Annotated in this window: 17 protein-coding genes and 2 pseudogenes; 9 read left to right on the top strand and 10 right to left on the bottom strand. The window is 59.6% G+C overall.

The window, feature by feature from the left end; translation table 11 throughout:
• Positions 1 to 84: 84 nt before the first annotated feature.
• Entirely contained in the window at positions 85 to 1,431 is a 1,347-nt protein-coding gene (locus tag AC244_RS14255) for an SLC13 family permease (protein WP_053249481.1), read from the top strand.
• A 293-nt stretch (positions 1,432 to 1,724) separates the two neighbouring features.
• On the opposite strand, the gene AC244_RS14250 is transcribed toward AC244_RS14255, so the two are convergent.
• Together AC244_RS14250 and AC244_RS14245 are read right to left on the bottom strand one after the other, a co-directional pair.
• Positions 1,725 to 1,904 (bottom strand): hypothetical protein, encoded by a 180-nt coding sequence (locus tag AC244_RS14250; RefSeq protein ID WP_053249480.1) that lies wholly within the window; start codon positions 1,902 to 1,904, stop codon positions 1,725 to 1,727.
• Entirely contained in the window at positions 1,901 to 2,413 is a 513-nt protein-coding gene (locus tag AC244_RS14245) for an NUDIX hydrolase (RefSeq protein ID WP_082366850.1), read from the bottom strand. The genes AC244_RS14250 and AC244_RS14245 overlap by 4 nt, the downstream gene beginning before the upstream one ends.
• Before the next feature lie 197 nt (positions 2,414 to 2,610).
• On the opposite strand from AC244_RS14245, the gene AC244_RS14240 reads away from it, so the two are divergent.
• Complete coding sequence (locus tag AC244_RS14240) at positions 2,611 to 3,276, top strand: DUF1254 domain-containing protein (protein WP_234716933.1); 666 nt, start codon at positions 2,611 to 2,613, stop codon at positions 3,274 to 3,276.
• Positions 3,277 to 3,324: 48 nt separating this feature from the next.
• On the opposite strand, the gene AC244_RS14235 is transcribed toward AC244_RS14240, so the two are convergent.
• From AC244_RS14235 to AC244_RS14220, 4 genes and pseudogenes are all read right to left on the bottom strand, one after another.
• Positions 3,325 to 4,554 carry a type II toxin-antitoxin system HipA family toxin gene (locus AC244_RS14235; RefSeq protein WP_053249478.1) on the bottom strand — a complete coding sequence of 410 codons (1,230 nt, stop codon included), beginning with the start codon at positions 4,552 to 4,554 and terminating at the stop codon, positions 3,325 to 3,327.
• Entirely contained in the window at positions 4,547 to 5,137 is a 591-nt protein-coding gene (locus AC244_RS14230; protein ID WP_053249477.1) for a helix-turn-helix domain-containing protein, read from the bottom strand. The genes AC244_RS14235 and AC244_RS14230 overlap by 8 nt, the downstream gene beginning before the upstream one ends.
• 643 nt (positions 5,138 to 5,780) lie before the next feature.
• Positions 5,781 to 5,978, bottom strand: a pseudogene (locus AC244_RS14225) (zincin-like metallopeptidase domain-containing protein); the annotation flags it as partial.
• 151 nt (positions 5,979 to 6,129) lie between these two features.
• A complete protein-coding gene (locus AC244_RS14220; protein WP_053249475.1) occupies positions 6,130 to 6,816 on the bottom strand; it encodes a helix-turn-helix transcriptional regulator in 687 nt (228 codons plus the stop codon).
• A gap of 77 nt (positions 6,817 to 6,893) precedes the next feature.
• Here AC244_RS14220 and AC244_RS14215 point away from each other — a divergent pair, with 77 nt between their 5' ends.
• The 5 genes and pseudogenes from AC244_RS14215 to AC244_RS14195 all read left to right on the top strand — a co-directional run bounded on the left by AC244_RS14215 (position 6,894) and on the right by AC244_RS14195 (position 14,348).
• The gene (locus AC244_RS14215) at positions 6,894 to 7,784 is read left to right on the top strand and encodes a DMT family transporter (RefSeq protein ID WP_053249474.1); all 891 of its coding nucleotides are present in this window, start codon (positions 6,894 to 6,896) and stop codon (positions 7,782 to 7,784) included.
• Between the two features lie 116 nt (positions 7,785 to 7,900).
• Positions 7,901 to 8,572: pseudogene (locus AC244_RS14210) on the top strand (IS30 family transposase); the annotation flags it as partial.
• A 996-nt stretch (positions 8,573 to 9,568) separates the two neighbouring features.
• Complete coding sequence (locus AC244_RS14205; RefSeq protein WP_053249473.1) at positions 9,569 to 10,744, top strand: efflux RND transporter periplasmic adaptor subunit; 1,176 nt, start codon at positions 9,569 to 9,571, stop codon at positions 10,742 to 10,744.
• An 11-nt stretch (positions 10,745 to 10,755) separates the two neighbouring features.
• Positions 10,756 to 13,908, top strand: a complete 3,153-nt coding sequence (locus AC244_RS14200) for a multidrug efflux RND transporter permease subunit (RefSeq protein WP_053249472.1) — start codon at positions 10,756 to 10,758, stop codon at positions 13,906 to 13,908.
• Entirely contained in the window at positions 13,905 to 14,348 is a 444-nt protein-coding gene (locus AC244_RS14195) for a hypothetical protein (RefSeq protein WP_053249471.1), read from the top strand. Before AC244_RS14200 ends, AC244_RS14195 begins: the two co-directional genes overlap by 4 nt.
• Positions 14,349 to 14,845: 497 nt before the next feature.
• On the opposite strand, the gene AC244_RS14190 is transcribed toward AC244_RS14195, so the two are convergent.
• The gene (locus tag AC244_RS14190) at positions 14,846 to 15,772 is read right to left on the bottom strand and encodes a nucleotidyltransferase and HEPN domain-containing protein (RefSeq protein WP_053249528.1); all 927 of its coding nucleotides are present in this window, start codon (positions 15,770 to 15,772) and stop codon (positions 14,846 to 14,848) included.
• Between the two features lie 1,570 nt (positions 15,773 to 17,342).
• Between AC244_RS14190 and AC244_RS14180 the strand changes: the two genes are divergently transcribed.
• Positions 17,343 to 18,167 carry an alpha/beta hydrolase gene (locus tag AC244_RS14180; RefSeq protein ID WP_053249527.1) on the top strand — a complete coding sequence of 275 codons (825 nt, stop codon included), beginning with the start codon at positions 17,343 to 17,345 and terminating at the stop codon, positions 18,165 to 18,167.
• 437 nt (positions 18,168 to 18,604) lie between these two features.
• Here AC244_RS14180 and AC244_RS14175 read toward each other — a convergent pair whose 3' ends face one another.
• The 3 genes from AC244_RS14175 to istA form a co-directional block, all read right to left on the bottom strand.
• Positions 18,605 to 19,447 (bottom strand): MBL fold metallo-hydrolase, encoded by an 843-nt coding sequence (locus AC244_RS14175; RefSeq protein WP_161807866.1) that lies wholly within the window; start codon positions 19,445 to 19,447, stop codon positions 18,605 to 18,607.
• Positions 19,448 to 19,575: 128 nt separating this feature from the next.
• The gene (gene istB / locus AC244_RS14170) at positions 19,576 to 20,352 is read right to left on the bottom strand and encodes an IS21-like element ISRsp2 family helper ATPase IstB (RefSeq protein WP_053249468.1); all 777 of its coding nucleotides are present in this window, start codon (positions 20,350 to 20,352) and stop codon (positions 19,576 to 19,578) included.
• A gap of 11 nt (positions 20,353 to 20,363) precedes the next feature.
• Positions 20,364 to 21,914, bottom strand: a complete 1,551-nt coding sequence (gene istA, locus AC244_RS14165) for an IS21 family transposase (protein ID WP_053249467.1) — start codon at positions 21,912 to 21,914, stop codon at positions 20,364 to 20,366.
• A gap of 854 nt (positions 21,915 to 22,768) precedes the next feature.
• On the opposite strand from istA, the gene AC244_RS14155 reads away from it, so the two are divergent.
• A complete protein-coding gene (locus AC244_RS14155) occupies positions 22,769 to 23,794 on the top strand; it encodes an IS110 family transposase (RefSeq protein WP_053249465.1) in 1,026 nt (341 codons plus the stop codon).
• Positions 23,795 to 23,995 lie beyond the last annotated feature (201 nt).

The following is a 23,995-nucleotide window of genomic DNA, read 5'->3' as shown; positions in this document are numbered from 1 at the left end:
CCCTCTGGGAGGAAGGCGCAGGGAACAATCCAATCTTGAAGAACACTAGCTGCCGGCGCTGGAAGCGTCGGAGGGAGGGGAATCATGGGTATCGAAATCCTATCCATACTGCTGCTTATCGCCATGTTCGTCATCGCGACGGTCCAACCGATCAACATGGGTGCGCTGGCATTCGGCTGCACCTTCCTGCTCGGCTCGCTGATCATCGGCATGAAGGCCAATGACATTTTCGCCGGCTTCCCAAGCGACCTGTTCCTGACGCTTGTCGCCGTCACCTACCTCTTCGCCATCGCGCAGATTAACGGCACCATCGACTGGCTCGTCGAATGCGCCGTGCGGCTGGTGCGCGGACATGTCGCCTGGATCCCCTGGGTGATGTTCGTCGTGGCCGCCATCATCACCGGTTTTGGCGCACTCGGACCGGCGGCTGTGGCGATCCTCGCCCCTGTGGCGCTCAGCTTTGCCGTGCAATACCGCATCCATCCGGTGATGATGGGACTGATGGTCATCCACGGCGCACAGGCCGGCGGCTTCTCGCCGATCAGTGTCTATGGCGGCATCACCAACCAGATTGTCGTCAAGGCCGGCCTGCCCTTCGCGCCGACATCGCTGTTCCTCTCCAGCTTCTTCTTCAACCTGGCGATCGCCGTGCTGGTCTTCTTCGTCTTCGGCGGCGCGCACGTCATGAAGCAGAAACAAGGGGTCTCCGGTCCTCTGCCTGAATTGCATCCCGAGGGTGTATCGGCGTCGATCCGGGGCCATGGCGGCACGCCTGCCAAGCCGATCAGGGAGCACGCCTACGGTACGGCGGCGGACACTCTACAGACATTGCGCTTGACCCCGGAAAAGGTCTTCACTTTGATGGGATTGACGGCGCTCGGCATTGGTGCGCTCGTCTTCAAGTTCAATGTCGGTTTGGTCGCGATCACCGTAGCTGTCGCCCTCGCCCTTATTTCGCCGAAGACGCAGAAGGCGGCGATCGACAAGGTCAGCTGGTCGACCGTGCTTCTGATCGCCGGCATCATCACCTATGTCGGCGTCATGGAGAAGGCCGGCACGGTCGATTATGTGGCCAACGGCATATCGAACCTTGGCATGCCGCTCCTGGTGGCGCTGCTGCTTTGCTTCACCGGCGCCATCGTTTCGGCCTTTGCCTCATCGACCGCGCTGCTCGGCGCCATCATCCCGCTCGCCGTTCCGTTCCTCCTGCAAGGGCACATCAGCGCCATCGGCGTCGTGGCGGCAATCGCCATATCGACGACGATCGTCGACACCAGCCCGTTCTCCACCAATGGCGCGCTCGTCGTCGCCAACGCGCCGGACGACAAGCGCGAGCAGGTGCTGCGGCAACTGCTGGTCTACAGTGCACTGATCGCGATCATCGGACCGATCGTTGCCTGGTCGGTGTTCGTCGTGCCCGGCCTCGTCTGAGGGCAGGACCGCCGTCCCCGGAAGCACAAGCCATCCGGGGGCGAAATTAGCCGGCTGTCTAAGATCACTCTGCGAACTGGTCATTCAGGTCGCGGTCCAGATGGAGGCCGACGGCGATGCCGCTGGACGATCGCGCGACGCGGCTTTCCTTGGTATTTGGCTCCCGGGGAACCTTATGGTGCCTCACGAAATCGCACAGGATGCGATGCAAGTCCCTTACCGCCGCAGGCAAAACCAGCGAGGGTATCGCGATGCCCCAAGCCCTGCGAGCGTCAGCGAGAGCGCGCTGCCGGTCAACAGAAAACCTCGAGATCGAAAGGCCGCAAGCCTTCATCTGCCGCATGCGGCACGAAGGAGGCCACCAGCACGACGCCGAGGAGGCCAAGCGGCAGGTTGATGAAGAAGTTCCATTCCCAGCCGGCATGAGTCGTAATCCAGGCGCCGATCAGCGAGACAACGACAGGTGCGATCAAGGCGAGCCAAGTGATCGCAGGCCTCCGACGAAGCAGCCCATCTGGATTTCGCCAGGGAGGAGCCGCAACAGATCTCGGAGCCTGGGATGAAAGATTTCCTGAAGCGCCGTTTCAAACGGGGCCCATAGCAGTTTCCGGCTCTGTCTCTCGGGGAAATCCAACAGCGTTTCCCGAACTTCGAGAAGATGCACATCGAGGTGATAGGTAAGGTTGCTGCTATCCTTCGTGTAGACAAACGAGCCAATCGAATCGTTCGATACGCGGCCTTTGACGCCAGCCTCTTCCATCGCTTCCCGCGCAGCCGCCACGCCAGACGTTTCTCCTATTTCGATGCGCCCTTTGGGTATTCCCCAGCAACCATTTCGGCGACTCGCGACAAGCAGCACTTCGGGAGGACTATCCACTGAGATTCGATAGCAGATCGCACCTGCCTGTGCGACGCGCACTCGCGAACAGCCGGCGGCATCTTGTGGGACGGCGTCCCATGTCTGCGAGAATTGCTCTGCCATCTTTCACGGCCTCTATGAAATGCGACCCGAAGCTTGGCGCCGTTTATGACAGCTTTGTGACGCTCCGTCTTGCAATGAACGATTGAAAACAAGAGGCGACGCGAAAATCCGAGGCCGACTTCACCCGATTGCTCAGCAAATTGATCCGCCGAGAGCTACTGTTCAGTGAACGGCTCTGGTGGGGCGTCGGTTATGCCTTGGCCGACGCGCCCTTTCCGAATGGATACCCGACCGAGGAGACACGGCAGGAACTGCGCGACGAACTTTTCTTCCAGCGCGCCGTGCAGGTCTATCTCAGCGGTTTAGCCGCCGTGAACATGCTCGCGATCCGTGATGGCTCTGAAGCGAAGTTCGGCTCCGGATATAACATTCTGCCGACCTGGAAGAAGCGGATGGACGCCAAGGCGATCATTCCGACGCCTAACGCCGACGTCATCTACGCGCAGAGCTACCTTGATCTGAAAAAAGATGGCCCGCTGGTCGTCGTCGCGCTTCCGGGTCTGATCGGCATGTTCACGGATTTCTGGCAGCGGGCGCTGACCGACGTCGGCGTCGGCGGCCCTGACAAGGGACAGGGCGGTCTCTATCTCCTGCTTTCTCCCGACTACGACGGCGTCGTGCCCAGCGGCTACAACACTTTCCGGCCGCCGACTTACAACGTCTTTCTGTTCTGGCGCGCTCCATTGACCAAGGGAGCCGACGGGCCCGACGCCTCAGTTCGAGGCCTTGGTGCCGTGCCCGCTCGCGAAACAATTCGCTTAACGACAAAATCCTCTCCTCGAGCACGACCTGCATTCCACGGCGAAGCGGACCTTGTCCGCCTACGTCACGGGGCGGCACGGCTCGGCACGGTCAATGCCTAGCCGAAGAGCGACATCTGCGGATGGCGCCCTACCCTTCTCATGTCCCAGCTACTGCGTGAACTCGCGATAAAGCTCGATCGTCGGTGCATGCGCATCAATCGTGTCGCGGACTTTCGCGGCCATCGGCAGGTTGTTCTTCTCGGTTTCCCATACCGCCCTGAAACGCTCGACCGTCTCGCGCGCCGTGTCGAGCACCAGCTTTTCGGGCAGCTCCGCCTTGGCGGCCAGATGCGCAAGCTCGTCTGTCGACAAGGCCGCCATAGTCTTCGTGCGGGAGAAGTTTAGCGCCGCCGTGTCTTCGCCCTCAATATAGGGGATCGTCGATAGCAGGTCGTACGCAGGCGAAAGCGCTGGCGTGCGCCGGTCGGGATAAATGAGCGACCAGTTCTTCAGGTGCATGTCGCCATTGCCGATCAGTGCGCTAAACACCAGGCGCCGGACGAACTCGGCTACGTCGGCTGCACCCGTCTCGATCCCCATAACACGACCGATCATTCGGTAATTGCCTTTACGGTATTTGTCGTCGGGCCATACGCCGAAGATCTGTGCGAAATCCTCGATGTGCACCGGTCCATCCGAAGTGCGATCGAAACGCCTGATCGCCAGCGCCTGCCCATGCAGCTCGCCGAGGCCTTGGGGCATGCCGCTCACGGCATCGAGGTCGACCAACTGGATCTCGGGTACGTCCATGCCCATCATGCGGGCAATCGTCATCATTGCGAACTCGTTTTCGGGCACGCCGTTATATTGCTGCGACGGCAATTTCACGATCCATGAGCCACCCGTGCCCTCGGCCGGAATGGTCAGACCACCGCCCTTTCCCTCGTTCTTGAACGCCGAGAATTTCAGCTGCACACCGGCCAGCGAAAAGCGCAGCGCATTCGGCCGTGCTTCGATGTCGGCCCGCTCGTCATCCGGGGGCGTATCGTCCCCCTCGGCGGGATGCACGGTCACAGCACCTGGCAGGTCGCGCCCCAACATCCAGAGCAGGAAGAACTCCCGCGTCGGTTTGACGCCGGCACGATCGGCGAGATATCTGCGCAGCGGTCCTTCCGGCAGCAGGTTCGAAAAGAACGGCGGCACCACCATGTTGTATGGCCGGGATTTGGTGATGAGGGCACCGAACGGGTCTTTGTACGCAAGGCTGAGCGTCGGCCGTTTATCGTCTTCGATATAGGTCTCGTTGAAAGCGAGGATGGTGCGTCCGTCCTGCAGGTTGGTCAGGGTCGCGATCGGTTCGCCGTAGAGCCTGACATCCAACACCGTGACCTTAGCCATTATCGTCCTCCTCATCCAGCGCATAAGCCGAACGGGGAACCGCGTCATCGCGGTCACGATGCACCGCCGAATTACGCAGCTGCCTCACCGCGCGAACGAACTCGCTTAGCTCCTGACGGGTCGGTGGATCGGTCTGCCAGCGATCGAGGTGAACGGTTGCGTCCTTCAGTCTGTCCAGCTCGTCGGCCGACAGGGGCAAATGCCGTAGGAGCGCGAGGCTGTCTTTGAATGTATCTGCTTCCGAGGCGATGGCGAACTTATCCCTGATCTTTGCCAACCACCGATCAAGACGTCCCACCAGCTTGCGCTGGTCCGATGTCAGCGTATCGCTCGTGATCGATGCACTCTCGAGGATGTTACGGATCGCCGGCATCAGTTTTTTCGGAGCAAGGACGATCTCGAGGTCGAGTGCGCGCGCTACGTCCACGAGACTGGAAAGCCCCGGCTCCATAGTGCCCCGTTCTATTTGGGAAATATGGCTTTGCGTCAGACCCGAGCGCGTACTTAACTCGCGCTGACTCATCTTCATGGCCTCGCGCGCCGCGCGTATCTGCCGGGTAATGTGCTCGGTCTTATATGCCATATCATTATCCTGTATCATCCGATACTGTATATATAGGATAATATATAGGCCGTTCTGCAGGCAGGCGCAATGATGATATGGAAAAGCGTATCAAGCTACTGCGCAATACATCATACTATATCATAGCCTGAAGCAGATTCAGGAGCAGCATCACGTTCGATACCTCCCATTAATGCGCGCAAAGGATGTGCCTGCGCAGTCCCTGTCGGCACGGTGCCCGAGGCAATCGTCGCGCCTTCTCCGTTAGGCAAGCCTAGGCCCGGCAAGCCGCTCCGCTTGACCTTGGGATGGCTATTCCCCTCGATCCCGGTAGTCGTTGTACTCCCGCCTTGGGCTTCTATGAGATCCCAAATCCCGAAGCCCTCGGCACTGTGTCGTGATAGATCCGATACTTCGACGATCGGCCCCTGAGGACCTGTCCGAAGATCGCCCCGCAGCCGGGGCTGCGGGCCGATTTTTTTCAGCGCACCGGGTTTCTGTGGCCATCCCTCGCTCAGTGGATGGCGCCGGCCGCGATAGGAGAGTAGATACTGGCACACGGTGGCAGCCGTGGGGATATTCGGTGCAACGATACGAGGCGGCGCGCTCGAATATCCCTCGCCCATTCTCTGCCGCTCAGACGGCGGCGCGGTCGTCAACGTCTTCATTTGAGTTCTTGCCGGCCGTCTGCGCCGTGCAGGAAGGTGACGGCCCGTTCGGCATGGGCAGCCATCTGGAACACAAGTCGCTTGTCGTTTTTCAATGCCTTCAGCCAGGAGGCGATGTAGGCGGCGTGATCGTCGCGCGGTTCGATCGCAAGGCCGAGATCGGCGGCGAGGAACACACTTCCGAGTTCGGCGACATATCCTGACAGTCAAGGACCCAAACGTCTGTCGGCCGAAACGGAAATGGAACGTGTCGCAAAACTTCCTTGCAAAAGACTGACTTCTGCGCGCGGGTTTTGCGACAGAAATTCCCCTGCAAAATCAGCGCCGACGATTTTGTCGCTAAACTTAGGAATTCTGCGAACGCTTGGCCATCCACTCGACCATCATAGGGCTGCTATCAGCGGCATACCGCTCTTCGAGCACTTCTGATTGCACGATACGGTCTGCCCGGAAATGGCGATAATCCCCGCGAAGCTCGCACCAGGCGGCGATCAATGTGACATCGACATAGTAAACCGTGGCGATAGGCCAGATCGTGCGCCGTGATCGGCGCTGTTGCTCGTCGATGTAGGTGATGGCGATTTTGCGACATGTCCGGATGGCATTGCGCACGTCGAGCAGTTCGATCCCTCCAGGTCGCACCGTGTCCCCTTCCGATACATAGAACCGGGGAGATACAAGATAAGAGCGCAGTTCCTTCGGGACGGCATGCTGAAGCTTGCTCAGAACGCTTTCGGCCGCTTCCTGCAATTTCGGATCGCGAATGCGATGAACGAGGTTTGCTCCGACCGTGATGGCTTCGATTTCCTCCATCGTGAACATCAGGGGTGGGAGATCAAACCCCTTTCGTAGCAGATAGCCAAGCCCAGGCTCACCCTCGATCGGAATCCGACGAGCCTGCAAGGTCGCGATGTCGCGATAGATGGTGCGGGTAGTCACTTCCAGTTTTTGCGCCAGCGCAGCGGCTGTCGTGGGCTGCGTCTTTCCGCGTAGCGCCTGAATGATATCGAAAAGACGATCGGCACGGCGCACGCGCAGGCTCCAAACACCACTGACAAAACGGTGTCAGTAGCATCGGAGTACAAAGCTCCGGATGCAAGGGGGCTGCAATGGAAGATGATCAAAACAAATGGCTCGGCACACTGCTGATTATAGGCTCTGCGATCGCCTATAGCCTTTCCGGGTATTTCACCCGGCTCATCACGCTCGATGTCTGGACGGTCCTGTTCTGGCGCGGGATCTTCGGCGGGCTGTTCATCGGCGCTTATGTGGTCTGGCGTTACCGGAAAGACCTGTGGGGGGCGATCCGGGCCATGGGGATGGCTGGCTTCTGGGTCATGATCCTATCCACTGTCGCGACCATCTGCTTTATCAATGCCCTTCGCCTGGCCCCGGTGGCAGACGTGATGACAATCCACGCCGCAATTCCGTTCATGACCGCCACGCTCGCCCTTGTCTTCGCGGGCGAGCGGGAAGAATGGGCGACATGGGCGGCAAGCTTCACAGCCCTGGTTGGGGTGATGATCATCGTCAATCCGCAAGCTTCGAGCGACTATCTGGCAGGCTACGCCTTCGCGACAACGATGGCGCTATCTTATGCCGCAATGATGGTCATCATCCGCAAGAACCGGCATGCTTCCATGCTCCCGGCCGCCTCATTGTCGGCCTTTCTCTGCGCGTTTGTGGCTCTGCCATTCGCTCAGCCCATGCAGGTGGCAGCCCCGGTCATGTTAGACCTTGTGCTATTCGGAGCCGTCCAGTTCGGTCTCGGCCTGCTGCTGATGACGATCGGAACGCGGCTGATCTCGGCCACGCGTTCCGCCCTGATAGGCAGCATGGAAAACCCACTCGCGCCGCTTTGGGTGTGGCTGGCCTTCGGGGAGTTTCCCGCCTGGGCCACGTGGGCTGGTGGCGGCCTGGTCATGGGAGCGGTGATCTTTGATGTTCTGACGAAATCGAAGCGGCGACAAAAGAGCGTTGAGGCCTTGGCTCAAGGCTAGACCATGTCGCGAAACTCCCGAGTTTTGTTTTGCTTTTGCGCCTGACTGGTTGGGTTCAAGGATGAAGTGCGACTTGCAGTAGATAACAACGGTTTGTCGCCTGCAAGGAACGTGACATGAAGCGCACCTACTCCCAGATCGATATGGATGAACGCCGCAAGATTGCCCGCTGGCGATCGACTGGCATCAGCGTTGACGTAATTGCCGAGAAACTACACCGACATCGCTCGACCATTTTCCGCGAACTCCGACGCAATGCGTTTGTGGATGAGAAGATGCCGGACCTCAACGGCTACTACTGCGTGACGGCCAATGATATGGCTCGAGAACGGCGCGCCAAGCTGCGCAAGCTTGCCCGGTTCTCGCATCTGCGCCAATCGGTGATTGAGCGCATCATGCATGGCTGGTCGCCGCAGCAAATTGCCGGTCGGCTGCAGTTGGAGCGCCATCCGGTTTCTGTCAGCCATGAGACGATCTACAAGTTTGCCTATTCGGCGGATGGGCATGCGATCAAGCTCTGGCGGCATCTGCCGGAGCACCGCGCCAGACGTCGGCCGCGTCATGCCAAGCGTCGTCATGGCCGGCGGTTCAGCCCGGATGTCAACATTCTCTACCGTCCCGACACCGTTGCTGCGCGCAAGCAGTTCGGCCATTGGGAATGCGATCTCATTCAATTCCGCAAGAAGTTCGGAAAGGCGAATGTGACGTCGCTCGTCGAGCGGGTTAGCCGATTTGCCGTTTTTCTGCGCAACAACGACCGGCAATCACGGCCGGTGATGGATGGGCTAGGCGTTGCGCTCATGGTTTAAATCTCCTTCGGTTGCAAAGAAGATACGCAAGCGCATACCGGCTTTCAATGAGCCGGGCTGTTGGGGGGTATGGAAAGCTGAAGGGGTACCCTTATGTGCGTTAATTGTGCTGTGTCACAACTAGCGCTATATGGTCTACGATCCTTATCTGGTCGGTTTTCGCCCCTACTTTGGGAAGCCCGTTTCCCAACGGGTGGGATCGCCATTTTCCATACCGGCGACTTTCCAATCGAACTGAAACAGCCGCATTCTCACATTTACCTGCCAAGCGACAGCATGATCCGCTGACGCTCGGACGAAACCGTCAGCTGCGATCCGCCATAGCGCTGCTCGCGTTTACAATCGCACCGAAAACCGCAAAGTTGGCCTTGGTTATGCCCAGGATATAGTCAGCAAGAGCCGTGCTGCAACGATCACCAGCGGCATTAAACTGTTAAAAAATTCTGATAAACCGAGATATATTCCAAGTCATTTCATATATCTCTTAAGTTTTACTTTATTAAGCACAGAAATAATGCGAATTACGCACTATTTTATTCATGAAGTCTGCTTATTTCCACAATGGAGTTCCTTTATTTCTCTCTCAACAGGCCCCGCCCGATAAAAACTCCTTGCAAACCCCCAAAATTTGACGTTTAAGGCGAGCGTTGCCGATAATGGTCGGCCGGGTAGTGGTCCGGCGCTCACTATAGTTCATAGTGAGTATCAATCGCTTTCGCGAGTCTACGGCGCCTTTTGAGGCGCATGGATTCTGTCGCGAAGCCACGCGCCTCTTCAATGAAGAGGGTAGAAGCGAAGATGTCGGCAAAGATCACCAATAGTTTAAGATGCAGGCTAAGGCGTTTTGCCGAAACGCCTTAATGACTCGTAGCCGGTCGCTCGTCCCGCCGGCGCGTCGAACCTCCCTTTCCCAGTTAAATCCTGCTTTCGGAAGCCTCAATAGGGCTCCGTGGCTGAACTTTAGTGATCGGAATTATGAAACTGAATAAGATCAGTAACCGCTCCCGTGCCTGCTTGGCGGCCGGAGGCATTTTTCTTGCGGCAAACAGCGTTACCTTTGCGCAGTGGGGCGACGACGCTGCACCGGCCACGGTTGGTGTGCTTACAGTCGCCGAGCAAGCCGTACCCGTCCTCAATGAGCTCCCAGGTCGTGTCGCGGCAACCCGTATTTCGGAAGTTCGCGCCCGCGTGTCCGGAATTCTGCTTGAGCGGGTTTTCGAACAGGGCGCACTCGTCAAGGAGGGCGACGTTCTCTATCGCATCAATCCAGAACTGTTCCGCGTACGGGTCGAAAGTGCGGAAGCGGCGCTTCAGAGGGCTGAAGCCACGCTGGCAAATTCCCGCCAGCAACTTAAGCGCCAGCTTACATTGCGCGAGCGCAATATAGCCAGCGGCGTCGAGTACGAAACGGCCGAAGTCACAGTCAAGCAGGCCGAGGCTGATGTTGCTGCTTCGAAAGCTGTGCTCAAGGAAGCCAAAATCAATCTGGGATACACCGAAGTACGCGCGCCGATTACAGGCGTCATCGGCGGCGCCCTGATCACCGAGGGTGCGCTCGTCGTTGCGGATGGCACACAGAACCTCGCATTGATCCAACAAATCGACCCGGTATACGCCGATTTCACCCAGCCGGCCGCAGAACTGCTCAAGCTGAAGCGCGCTGTCGAACAAGGTCTGCTCGACAGCCCGGCTCCGGGCCAGATTAGCGTCCAGCTCGTTTTCGATGACGGAAGTGTCTATGGGCACGAAGGGCGTCTTCTGTTCTCCAGCGCCGGGGTCGATGCGACGACGGGTCAGGTCACGCTGCGCGGCGAATTCCCGAATCCGAAGGGCGACCTTCTTCCCGGCCTCTATGTGCGGGTACGGGTCGAGCAGGCCGTTCGCCGTAATGCGATCGTTGTGCCCCAGCGAGCCATCAATCGCACCATGGAGGGCGCCGCACAGGTCTTCGTTGTTGGCGACGGCGACACCGTTGAAGCACGTGACGTCAAGCTCGGACGCGTCACCAGCGGCAATTGGATCGTCGAGGACGGCCTGAAACCCGGAGACCGCGTGATCGTGGATGGTGTCATGAAGGCCCAGCCGGGCGGCAAAGTGACGCCGGAGCCGTTGAAGGTTTCCGACCAGCAACCCACCGCAGCACAGAAGTGATCAGGGGACCCATGTCGACTTATTTCATCAATCGCCCCATCATGGCCTGGGTGATCGCGATATTCCTCGCGATCGGCGGCCTGATCGCGCTGCCCTTCCTGCCGATCTCGCAGTATCCGAAGGTCGCCCCGCCGCAACTCACCCTCACCGCCACCTATCCCGGCGCGTCCCCGACCGACCTCTATCAAGGCGTCACGCGTCTGATCGAGGAGGAGCTGAACAGCGTTCCCGATCTCCAGTATTTCGAGTCGACCTCCGACACGTCGGGCACCGTCTCGATCACGGTGACGCTCGAGTCCGGCACCAACATCAAGCTGGCTGCGGTCGACGTGCAGAACGCGATCCGTCGCATCGAATCGCGCCTTCCCCGCGCGGTCGTCCAGCAGGGCGTCACCGTCGAGGAGGCCAGCACCGGCTTCCTGCTCTTCGTTACGCTGACGTCAACCGACGGCAGGCGCGACCAGGTCGCGCTCGGCGACTATCTCAGCCGCAACATTCTGGGCGAGCTGCGCCGCATCGACGGCGTCGGCCGTGCCCAGTTGTTCTCGGCACAGCGCGCCATGCGCGTCTGGGTCGATCCCGACAAGATGGTCGGCTACAATATCAGCGCCGCCGATATCAATGCCGCCATCGCCGCGCAGAATGCCCAGGTTGCCGCCGGCCAGATCGGCGCGGCTCCCAATCCGCTCAATCAGGATCTGACCGCCACCGTGCTCGTTCACGGTCAGCTCGCCGATACGGAAGCGTTCGGCGAGATCGTCCTGCGCGCCAATCCGGACGGCTCGACCGTCCTCTTGAAGGATGTCGCCCGTATCGAGATCGGCGCGGAGAACTACAACATCTCCAGCCGCCTGAATGGCCGGCCGGCCGCCAATGTCGGCATCCAGCTCTCGTCGTCCGGCAATGCCGTGGCAGTCGCGACCGCCATCAAGGCGAAGATGGAGGAGCTCTCTGCCTTCTTCCCCGAAGGCATCAGCTACACCATCCCCTATGACACGAGCCCATTCGTCGAGGCGTCGATCGAGAAGGTCGTTCACACGCTGATCGAGGCAATGGTGCTTGTCTTCGTCGTGATGTTCGTGTTCCTGCAGAACGTCCGCTACACGCTCATCCCGACGATCGTCGTGCCGATCGCGCTGCTCGGGACCTGCGCCATCATGATGGCGACGGGCTTCTCCATCAACGTGCTCACCATGTTCGCGATGGTGCTCGCAATCGGCATCCTGGTCGACGACGCCATCGTCGTCGTCGAGAACGTCGAGCGCATCATGGCCGAAGAAGGCCTGTCGCCGAAGGCGGCGACGATCAAAGCCATGGGCCAGATCACCGGCGCGATCGTCGGCATCACGCTGGTGCTCTCCTGCGTGTTCATTCCGATGGCCTTCTTCCCCGGCTCCGTCGGCGTGATCTACCGCCAGTTCAGCATCACCATGGTTGTGTCGATCCTGTTCTCGGCCATGCTGGCGCTGACCCTGACGCCAGCCCTTTGTGCGACCTTCCTCAAGCCGATCCCGCACGGGCTTCACGAGAAGAAGGGTCTTGCCGGCTGGTTCAACCGCAAGTTCGACCGGTTGACGAACGGCTATGCCGGCACGGCTGCCGCCATGGCACGTCGGCCCGGCCGCCTCATGATCGTCTACCTCGCGTTCTGCCTGGGGCTTGGCTACATGTACGTGCGTCTTCCCAGCGCCTTCGCGCCTGATGAGGATCAGGGCTATATCATCGTCGACGTCCTCGGCCCGTCGGAAGCGAGCCGCAACCGGACGATCGCCACGCTCGAACAGATCGAAGGGTTCTTCAATGACGAGCCCGGCGTCGCCAATGTCGTCGCCATCCAGGGCTTCAGCTTCTCGGGCAACGGCGCGAACTCCGCGATCATGTTCGTTACGTTGAAGGACTGGGCCGAGCGTGGTGCAGGCAACGCGGCACAAGACATCTCGAACCGCATCAACATGCAGCTCTTCGGCCTGAAGGATGCGATGTCGTTCGCGCTGTCACCGCCGCCGATCGAAGGGCTTGGCACCTCCGCTGGCTTCACCTTCCGCCTTCAGGACCGTGGCCGCCTCGGCCAGGCGGCGCTGCAGCAGGCGGCGGGCGAACTGATGGGCAAGGCCGGCGCCGGCGGCAAGATCGTCGGCATCCGGCCGGAGGGCCTGCCCTTCGCGGCGCAGGCTGTCATGACCATCGACCGCAAGAAGGCCAACACCTTCGGCGTCACCTTCGCCGACATCAACGACACCATCACCGCCAATCTCGGCTCCGCCTACATCAACGATTTCCCGAACGCGGGGCGGATGCAGCGCGTCGTCGTGCAGGCCCAGGACGAAAGCCGGCTTCAGACCGACGACCTGATGAAGCTGAACGTGCGCAACCGTAACGGCGGCATGGTGCCGATGTCGTCCTTCGCGAGCATCGAATGGCAGAAGGGGCCGCTACAGATCATCGGCTACAACGGCTATCCGGCGGTGCGCCTGTCCGGCGCTCCGGCACCGGGCTATTCGTCGGGTGACGCCATCACCGAGATGGAGCGCCTCGCCGCCGAACTGCCGAAGGGGTTCGGCTATGAATGGACGGGCCTGTCGCTCGAGGAGATCAAGTCGAGCACGCAGGCGCCGATCCTGTTCGCGCTCAGCATCCTGTTCGTCGTACTGCTCCTTTCCGCGCTCTACGAAAGCTGGTCGATTCCGGTCTCGGTCATCCTGGTAGTGCCGCTCGGCGTCATCGGCTGCGTGCTCGCCATCATGCTGCGGGGGATGTCCAACGACATCTACTTCAAGGTCGGCCTGATCGCGATCATCGGGCTTTCGGCCAAGAACGCGATCCTGATCGTGGAGTTCGCCAAGGACTATTATGCGAGCGGGCGCAGCCTGCTGGACTCGGCCGTGGAGGCGGCACGCCTGCGCTTCCGCCCGATCATCATGACCTCGCTCGCCTTCACGCTAGGCGTCGTGCCGCTCGCAATCGCGACGGGTCCGAGCGCGGCCAGCCAGAACGCCATCGGTACGGGCGTTCTCGGCGGGATGATCTCGGCCACGGTGCTGGCGATCTTCTTCGTGCCGGTCTTCTTCGTGTTCGTCCTCAAGGTCCTGCGTATCAAGCGACCGCAGCATGAGGACGACGCAGCCGCGGCGCCGCTCGCTGCTGAGGCCACCCACCCCTCATGAGGGGTGGGAGTGCCCTCCTTCGCATCACAGAGAAAATTCACGGCCGGAGTTCCGATGCCTGCAAAAATCATGCTCAACGATCACCCGGATTCCACATCAAGCTGGTATCCACCGTCCTCTACACATCGCTTCTCGCGGGCTGTGTCGTCGGACCTGACTACGAGCGGCCAAACCTGCTGATACCGGCGACATGGTCGGGCAATGCCGGCAAGATTGCCGCGCAACCCGCCGAGCTGTCGCAGTGGTGGACCCGTTTCAACGATCCGCTGTTGACTGCGCTTGTCAGCCAGGCGATCGAGAACAACCGCTCAGTCGTGGCGGCGAAGGCGCGCGTGCGCGAAGCGCGCGCCAGCCTACGCCAGGAAACGGCCAATCTGCTTCCGACAGGCAGCGGCGCAGCTTCCCCAACAGGTCTCGAACACCCGCTGGCGAGAACTTAAGCGCCAACACGTCTTCGACGTATCGATCCGGCTTCGATGCAAGCTGGGAGATCGACCTGTTCGGTGGCAAGCGACGCAGCATCGAAGGGGCGCGGTCTGGGCTGAACGTAGCGGAGGAAGTGCGGACATGATCCGGGCTTCCCCAGCTCAATCGGAACAATCAGCCGCGCTAAATCAGGCGAGCGGCATTTTTCAGTTGGGAGCGGCAGCGCTGTTTGACACTGATCATGTCGTGGTCGCCGCTCCGCGGCGCGCTTGCGAAAAATGAGCACACCAGGCGCCGGCAGCAACGCTGCCAGAGCCCGTTCGCGCGCGGCTTGGCCGGTTAAAGCCTCGCCTCGGAGGATCAGCATAGCGACGGCCACCGGCCGGGATCCGGGAAGACTAGGCCCGGCAAGCCGCTCCGCTTGATCGAGGGGTGGTTCCAGAGCCACCTCAGGGGCCCATCCCCTGTCCGGCCTGGCGAGCGGATCAGGCAAATCACAGTCGCCACTCATTCAATTCTGATCTCGTCTGGCAATTTCGCTGGCTAACCTTGCCAGCTGGTCTTCGCACACGGTTTTGACAAGGTCATGGAGAACCGCAGTGCGCTCGGCGAGGAAGGTGAGTGCCTCATCGCTTATCCGATAATGCTTGGAGTATCGTGCCTTCACATAGGCTTCATTAATGGTGTTGAACCAAGCTACGTACCGCTGCTGTTCACTTGGCCATGCGTCCGCCAGCCTCCGGTCGAGTTCTTCTGCAAAGCCACGTAGGGAACGCAAATTGTGCGTCGGTGGGCCGTAGTTCTTCAGCACAAGAAGCACGGTTGAATAGGCGTGCTCAATTGCTTGGTGCAGTTCGAAGGCTGCGTGATTGGTGTGGCCTTCCTTCCAATAGAAATCGGCACCCTTCATGAAGATGACAGCATGCGGAAGGCGGCTTTCATAGTGCCCTCGCGCAACCTTGAACTGCTCTTCGATTGACATCGGCTGCGGCTCGGCCAGTGGCTCGCTGTCGAGTTCGTAAAGCACGATGCCTTCCTTGCGAATGTCGCAGTAGAAGTCCCGACCGCCTCTAAGCTCTGTGTTCACTTCCCGTCGCGAATGCACGATGAACGACACCTGCATGCCCTTCAGCATCCGATCGTTCAGCAACCGGTCGGCGGCGTTGTTCCAATAGGCGGCGAAGTCGGTGAGCTTGCGGTTGTTGACGATCACCAACAGATCGTAATCGGAGCGATAGCCCTTGGCCGTGTGCAGCTCGTCAACCCAGTCGCCGCGGGCGAACGAACCGAACAGAATGACCTTGAGGATCCGCCCCTTTTTCTTGAATTCGGCCGTGCCCTCTTTCAACGCATCCTCGAACTCCTCGCGCAGGATTTCGACCGCACGCGCGAGTTCCCGCCTCTTGGCATCAGGCAGGTGTTCAAGGCTGGACTTCATCATCGTCAAAAGGCAACTTTCGCTTACAGGCGGCTTCGCCCGATCTTAACCGCTCAACTGTCGCGCGCAACCCGGGCCGGTCGAGTTCCACCATGCCAGGTCCGATTTCGAATGGATAAAGGCAGGGGACGTGGTGCCAAGCCGCGTCGCCGTGACCACGGCGCTCTTGAAGAAATCGAATCCAAAACCTGCACTTCCTGGTCGCACTGCTCGACCTGCGTTCACGGACAAAATCGAATTCTGGATGAACATGCAGACCAGCTTCGACCTCAAGACAGAGGAAATCGCCCTTCAGCGAAGTGCATCATGCCTGTTTTGAAGGGTAGGGGCTCAGCCTCCTTCCTGCAAATTTGCCATGAACACTTCGCTTAGATTCTCCAAAACGTGAACATCAACTGCGCGAACGGAAGTCCACTTTGCGAGTCAAGAAGGCGTCTTGGCCATATGCGGGCTGCCGCTTTCAGTGTGCCTTAACTGACCCGATGCCAACCTCCGCGTTTGGTTTTCCTCCGGAAAGGAGACGTTGAACGCAACCAACGCGTCGGCGCCTCCTCCCCAGAGTTAGAGTTGCCAAGCGGTAATTGTCGGCCACTTAATTCGTTCGCCCGATCTGCTTTCCCGCGGTAGCGGCCTTCAAGCCCACATATCATCGGCCTGAGGAATAGGTGCCCAAAAAGCGCCTGCATCGCAGCATCTGGATTAGAGAACGAAGTAATCCTTGGTGGTGTCGACGGTCTGCGCGGCGGCGACAATCTTGGTGACGGCGATCGAGCCCTCCACATTGAAGAGCCGCTGTCCGTTAAACCAGGCGGAGAAGCTTGCAATCGTCCCCGTTATTGGCTCACCATAGGCGCTGTAGGTGAGCCCGGTGCGCCGCGGAACTCCTCAATGAACACCGTTCGAATACACCACCCGAAACAGCGTCCCCGTCTCAACGTATGATGTCCTGTAATAGATTGTGCTGAGATCGAAATCGCTCATGTTGAGCGAGTAGTTCGACGCCACCGTGATCTTGGTCATCCAAGCCCGCTTTGCCTTATGGGAAGACCTAGAACAGTTTTACGTTGCGGGCAGGTCGGTTGACGGCAAGGCGCTGCCCGGCAGGGTCGGGAAATCCGAAGGGGCTGCGCAAGGAACCCTGGGACTAGGCTCGCCAGTGCTGCAGTTATGGAGCCGGTGCACCGCCACAAGCAACGTGAGACGAAGCGTCCATTAAGTCGCGTGGGTGCGGCGCCCACCTAAGCTCCTGACCACCTCTCGATCGCAGTAGACACGCTGCGGGAGGAGTTGCGGGCCAGATGGCCCAGCTGAAATGTCCTGTTCGCCTTTCCAGCGGGCGTTTGCGGGACGGGGCCAAACACTGCCTTAAGCGAAAGAGTTGCCCGAGTCCCTATTTGTTGTAGGCTGATGAGAGCAGATTACGATCCCCTGATTGTCGCCAGGCAGGGGCGCAGCGACAGCAGGTCCACTTTTGGCCATCGTGACCGTTTCGAAGATCCGGGTGGAGGCACGATTTGGCGTCGAGGGCAGGCTCTGAATATTGGGCGAGCGCACGGGCGGACATGATGCTGTGAGTGCCACGAAACTCCTGCTGATCGTTCCGCTGACGGCGGCTTTCGCTTACATTTCGCTTGTCGGCCTGATGTATCTGTCGCAGCGCACCCTCCTCTACCCCGGCGCAAGCACGACACGACCTCCAGAACACGCGAGCTGGGGCGAGAACGTCTACATCCGAACGCGAGACGGAGAGACGCTTCATGGACTCTACAGCCAGGGCGAACCCGGCCAGCCGAAGGTGTTGTTCTTTCTTGGAAACGCCGACCGGGTCAGCAACTATGGCTTTCTCGCTCGGGCGCTGGCCGCGCGCGGCATCGGCCTGCTCGCAATTTCCTATCGCGGCTATCCTGGATCAACCGGGACGCCGAGCGAGGACGGGCTACTGACCGACGGCATTGCAGCGTTCGATTGGCTTTCAACTCGCTCCGACGGCGAGATCGTTGTGCTGGGCCAGTCGCTGGGAAGTGGTGTCGCTGTGCATACGGCGGGGGAAAGGCCGGCTTTCGCCGTCATCCTTGTGTCTGCTTTCCAGTCGGTTGTTTCGCTCGCACAGACGCACTACCCGTTCCTTCCGGTCGCCCTTCTCATCAAGGATCCCTTCCGCTCGGATCTAAGAATAGCGAAGCTGAGGCAGCCGAAGCTGTTTATCCATGGTCGGCGGGACGCCATCATCCCGCTGCCTTCGGGCGAGGCTCTATATCAAGCCGCTCCCGAGCCCAAGCAGATGCTGGTCTACGACGGCTCTGGACACAACGATCTTTGGGACGCCCGCATGGTTGACGACATCATCCGCTTTTTGGAGTCGCCAGAAAGAGGCGTCCCCCATCTATCGCCTTGATGGGATCGACCGCGGCTTCTGTAATCCAAGAAGCCCAGCAGACATTTTGGCTTGCACGGTGAACACCACAGCTCCCCGCGGCGCGAAAGCCGGCCGGACCTTCAAAAACGCGGTACCTCTTGTGACTGGTACAATCCAGCCCCAGTGTCGCGAAGTCTGCAGCCCTGTTTTTCCGCGCTTAGCCCGCGCGAAGCCTGGAACTCCGTTCCTCACTTCGAGTCATGGTCGGTTCCGCCCGCGCGCATTTTCGACAAGACCACTTATTCGCCCGGGCGACCATTTCGTTTTCGTTCGCATGCCCGCCCGTTAGCGGCATCGTCGCTAACGGCGAATGAACCACACAAATCGAGGAAGACCCCAATAAAGTGCCAAGCGACAACTCACGAGCGGACACTTCCCGGTTTTCGGCACAACGCCACGCTTGCGCACAGTGATTGCTAGCCAGAGAACCGGATGGCGAGCCCAGCGGTAAGTCCCTTCTGAAACTCATCCAACAACAATTGCTCTCGGCCGAGATAACGGGGCGAGAAATGCATGGGAACGGATCTGGCCGCGCGTGCCGCTGCGGCGATATTTCCCGCCTGAGATGCCGTCAGGTGCCTCCTGGAAGCTGCGATGTCCTCGTCCTCATCAAGGAACCCGCCCTCGATGAAGAGGTAATCCGACTCTTCTGCTAAGGCAAGCAAACGTGACAGGTTCGGCTCGGTGAATGCTAGGTCCGTTGCGTAGCAGATACGCTCTCCGGGACCGGTGACGAGTACCTTAGCACTAAGAAGATCACCCAGTTTCATGTCGCGGCGACCCGGGATTGTGATGATTGTGCCCGGGTCCGCGTGAGACCGCACGAGCTGCTTGACCCCGGTCAGCCAAGGCCCGACCGGGAGATCAAGCCCATCCAGCCTCGCCTTGTGCACATTCACCCGCAAGCTTTCCTGAAACGCGAATGCTAGGCATGGTATTCCGTGATCGAGCTCAATCGCTTCGACGTGGAAGTCAGGTTCCATGAGGAGACGTCGGGAAGCAAGCGCCTCTACCCCGAGCGGATCGCGGGCGAATTTATTGCGTGCCTTGAACCGCGACCGCGTCAGCTCGTCTTTGAGATTCCACTCTGCGGCAATGATCGAGAAATCCTCCGAAGTCTCATCGAGAAGATTCCACGTGTAGGATCGCAGCTTTGCCTCGACGGCGTCTGTCAGACCGGGAGGACCGAATATTTGCAGCTCTGCCGTCCGGTTAAGGAGCAAACGGAGTATCCGGTCAAAGCCCGCGAAGTGATCCATATGCATGTGCGACACGAATACCTGCGCGCTTCGCAAAAGCTGGACATTGATTCCGCTAAATCCCGGACGGCGCTTTCACTAAAGTCCGGACAGTTTGACGAGGTTGGTCCTCGGCAGCCTGGTTACCATCAGGGTTGATTGATTTCGCCGTTTTCTGCAGCCGTCAAGAGGGGAGCGCTTTTTTGCTTTCGCATGCTCTCGCCCCGGAGGGTGATGCGGTGAGCATTGTGCACGATGCGGTCGAGTATGGCGTCGGCGACGGTGCTGTCGGCAATAAGGTCGTGCCAGCTTGCCACGGGGACCTGGGCTGTGATCAGGGTGGATTTTCTCTGATAGCGCTCCTCGACGATTTCGAAGAGGTGGAAGCGCTGCTGATCGGAGAGCGCATGTGTTCCAAAGTCATCGAGGATGAGGAGCTGGACGCGGGTGAGCTTGTCGATGAGGCGAGGGAAAGAGCCATCGAGGCGGGCAAGCGCGAGATCCTCGAACATGCGCGGCACGCGCACATAGAGGACGGAGTGACCGAGCCTTGCCGCTTGCCTGCCGAAGGCGCAGGCCAACCATGACTTGCCAGTGCCGGTGTGGCCGGTGATGATCAGGCCCTCATGGGCGGTGAGCCATTGCCCCTGGGCTAGCGCCATGGTGTTGCGCCGGTCGAGACCGCGGGCGGCGGCGAAGTCGATATCTTCGATACAGGCCTGGGGAAAGCGTAGCTTGGCGGAGGCGAGCCGGTTACGGATGCGCTTGTCGGCGCGCAGGGCGACTTCGCGGTCGAGCATCAGGCCGAGCCACTCATCGCGGCTGAGCTCATTGGTGCCGGACTGCTCGGTCAATTCGCGCCAGGCGGCGGCCATGCCCGTCAGCCCGAGGGCATGCAACTGGTCGAGGGTGGGATTTGTCAGCATTCTTGCTTCCTTCACTGGTAGTAGGATCGGCCACGGATATTGGTATGCGCAGGCGTGGGGGCCGCATGTTCAGCCTGCGGTCTTTCCCGGTCGAGGCCGGATTTGAGGATGGAGGCGACGGAGGAATAGGTGACGGCATTGATGGTGAGCGCTCGTTCACAGGCGGCATCGAGGCGCTGTGATCCATAGCGCGGCGCCAGCGACAGAATGCCCATGGCCGAGCGATATCCCTGTTCCGGATGCGGCCTGTCGCGCATCATGCGTTCGACCAGGATAGCGGCATTGGGGCCGATCTGGGTCGCACGGCCGATCAGATTGGCCGGCGTGGTGTTGGCATAGCGCTGATGCGCCTTGGGCATATGGTCATTGATGGTAACGTGGCCGGAACGCTGGGAGCGGCGAACATGGCTGGCGACACGCTGGTGATCGTGGAAGATCTCGACTACCCGGTGGGTGAGCCGCACCTGCAGGGTGCATCCGATCAGCCGATGCGGCACCGAGTAGAAGGTCTTGTCGACCTCGACATGATAGTCCGGGTGAACCTTCGCCGACTTCCATTCCGCATATTCGAACGGCATCACCGGCAAAGGCTTCAATGCTGCCCGCTCGATCTCCTCGAACAGTTCGCGGCGACTTTTGCCGACGTGGCGCATCGTCCGGTTGTTCAGCTCCTCGAGCAATTCGGCAATCGCCGTGTTGAGGGCGGCAAGCGAGAAGAAGGTGCGGTTCCTGAGCCGGGCCAGAATCCAGCGTTCCACGATCAGCACCGCGCCTTCGACCCGGCCTTTGTCGCGCGGTTTCCTGCTGCGTGTCGGCAGGATCGTGGTGTCGTAATGCTCCGCCATGGCGGCGAACGTCGCAGTCAACGTCGGCTCGAACCAAAGGGCCTTGGCCACCCCTGATTTGAGGTTGTCGCACACGATTGCCTTGGTGACCCCACCATAGAAGGTCAGAGCACGCACCTGGCCGTCGATCCAATCCGGCAACTGCTGGCTAAAGCTGGCATGGGCGAAGGTCAGGTTGGAGGCGCCCAGCACCGCGACAAAGATTTGGGCCGGATGGATGACACCGGTCGCCGGATCGATCACCGGCACCGTCGGCCCGGCATAGTCAGTCTGCATCACGGCGCCCGCCGCGTGCCGATTGCGGAACGCTACACTCGTGCGCTGCCGAAAGGTGGCAACCTGCTCGCAGAACCACGTGAAGCCGTAACCATCGGGATGATTGGCACGGTATTCCTGCCATAGAAGCGTCAGCGTCACCCCTTTGCGCTTCAGCTCCCGAACCACCACCGCCCAGTCCGGCTCGCCGAGATCGCGCGGCGGTCGACCGGCTCGGCCGAACAGCCGCCGCTCCAGCTTTGCATCCTCGTCCGCGCCGACTGGCAACGGCCACGAAAGCCCGGCCTCCCGAGATCGCAGCAAATAGGTCGATACCGAGCTCTTGCCGATCTTCAGCCGCTCGGCAATCTCGCGCACCGAAAGACCCTCTTCGTGGGTCAGGCGCAGAATGGTCCGGATATCCCTCACTGTCGTTCGTCTTGCTTGCTTCCGTCTCGGCATCGGCCCCTCTCAACGTTGTCGTGAGAGGCTTAACCAACAAGACGGCGCAGCCGCGAACCAACCGTCAAACCGCCGCCGGAAAACTGTCCGGGATTTAGCGGAATCACTGTCCGGGAATTACTGAAAACTGTGTCCGGAGATTACCGGAAACCCTGTCCGGACTTTGCCGAAACCCGCAAATACCTGCCGGATCTTGGAAATTGTACCAGCCGGAAGGGGGGCCAGGTCGCCGAGATCGAAAAGGATAGCACGCGACGTGAAATTGAAATCAAGCAGGAGGCCTGCATCCCCGAAAGGCTCATTGACCAACCTCGGTTGAACAAGAAACACGACATACCGCTCCGCAGAATGTGAAGAACTCCGCCCAAACCTGCCGAATCTCTTCCCCGATGAATCCTCGTGGTCGTGGATTGCCGCGGAGCCGCAGTTCATCTCACGCCCACCTGCATGCCTCTGTCAACCGCTCGACGACCGAGCTCGGGTGATCTCGCCGATGGCCGCGAATCTGACGTTAGGCCAGCGCATTGGCCAACTGCAAAGTTTTATTTCTAACTTTGAACTCGGCGAGCGCCGCCTGGAGACAGCCGAGTTCCCCAAGGTGAGTAAAGCATCGGCGCCGATCCCTATAAAATCATGCGGGAAGCCGAAGCAGATTAAGACCTTACGTCAGCCGGCCGGGATCGAGTTCCTTCTGATACATGGCCTTTATCAACATGGGGTAATCGCGGGAGCGGTGCCCTACTGGCTGCTGAACGGATATTTCCACGACGTCGCCAAGGTGGTTGTTCCCCGACAAGATGGAAAAACGGGATCATGGCGCGGGGCCTGTCCCAAGCATCGAACGGGAAACAACCATGGAAGAATATATCGGGCTCGACGTATCGTTGAAAGACACCGCGATTTCGGTGCGGCGAAATGGCAAGCGGGTATGGCGTGGAAAATGCGCATCCGATCCGCAATTACTGGCAGCTGTTATCCGTGAACGCGCTCCGAAAGCAAAGCGCGTGGTATTCGAGACGGGACCTTTGTCGGTCTGGTTTTACCATGAGCTGACTGCACAGGGTGTCCCGGCAATCTGCATTGATGCTCGGCACGCCAAAGCGGCGCTCAATATGGCGACGAACAAGACCGATGCAAACGATGCCGACGGCTTGGCTCATCTTGCCGAGGTTGGCTTTTACAAAGCAGTCCGGGTGAAGGATTCTAACAGCATGCTGACCCGTACCCTTGTCGGTGCCCGCGGTCAGTTGATCAAAATTGTGACTGATCTTTCCAATCAGATACGAGGTCTCATGAAAACCTTCGGGCTCATTGTTCCGAAAGGAGCAGGACGCGTCTTTGAAGCCCATGTGCGCAGGCTGCTTGCCAGCAATGGCATGCTTGAACAGATCATCGTGCCACTGCTGGAAGCTTGGTGCAGTATCCGCACCCGGGCTGCAGAGCTTGACCGGCAGCTTGTTGCCACCGCGCGAACGAGCACTCCATGCCGATTGCTCATGTCCATTCCAGGTGTCGGTGCGGTTACAGCGGCAACATTCACGGCAGCAATCGAAGCACCGGAAAACTTCAAGACGTCCCGCGCTGTCGGAGCATGGCTGGGTCTGACCACCCGGCGTTATCAGTCCGGTGAAGTTGATTATGACGGGCACATATCGCGGCGCGGCGACAAATATCTGCGGGTTCTCTTGTACGAAGCGGCTGGGGTTATCCTGACCCGAGCCCAGGCCGACAGCGCACTTCGCAGATGGGGCCTGAAGCTGAGGGAAAGGATCGGCTTCAAGCGGGCGGCGATTGCTGTGGCGAGAAAGCTCGTCGTCATCATGCACACGATGCTGAAGACTGGTCAGCTCTTTGAGAGAACTATCGGCACAACCGCCTGAACTGATGATAAAAACGTCGGGAGCGCACAGATGATGTAAGTCAAGGAGCTATCAGAATTGCGTCCATTGCTTCGGATGCATCGAGACGTCCTTGCCGGGACGTGGGTCGGGTTATTCCGCGTATTTGGTTGCAGCAAGGGTTACGTCTTGAACTGCGTTATCAACATTGGAAGACCTATCCAGCGAAACCCATACTGCGGC

The organism is Ensifer adhaerens, assembly GCF_001270265.1.
Classification (GTDB): Bacteria; Pseudomonadota; Alphaproteobacteria; order Rhizobiales; family Rhizobiaceae; genus Ensifer; species Ensifer adhaerens_B.
This window is presented reverse-complemented; position numbering and strand designations above follow the sequence as displayed.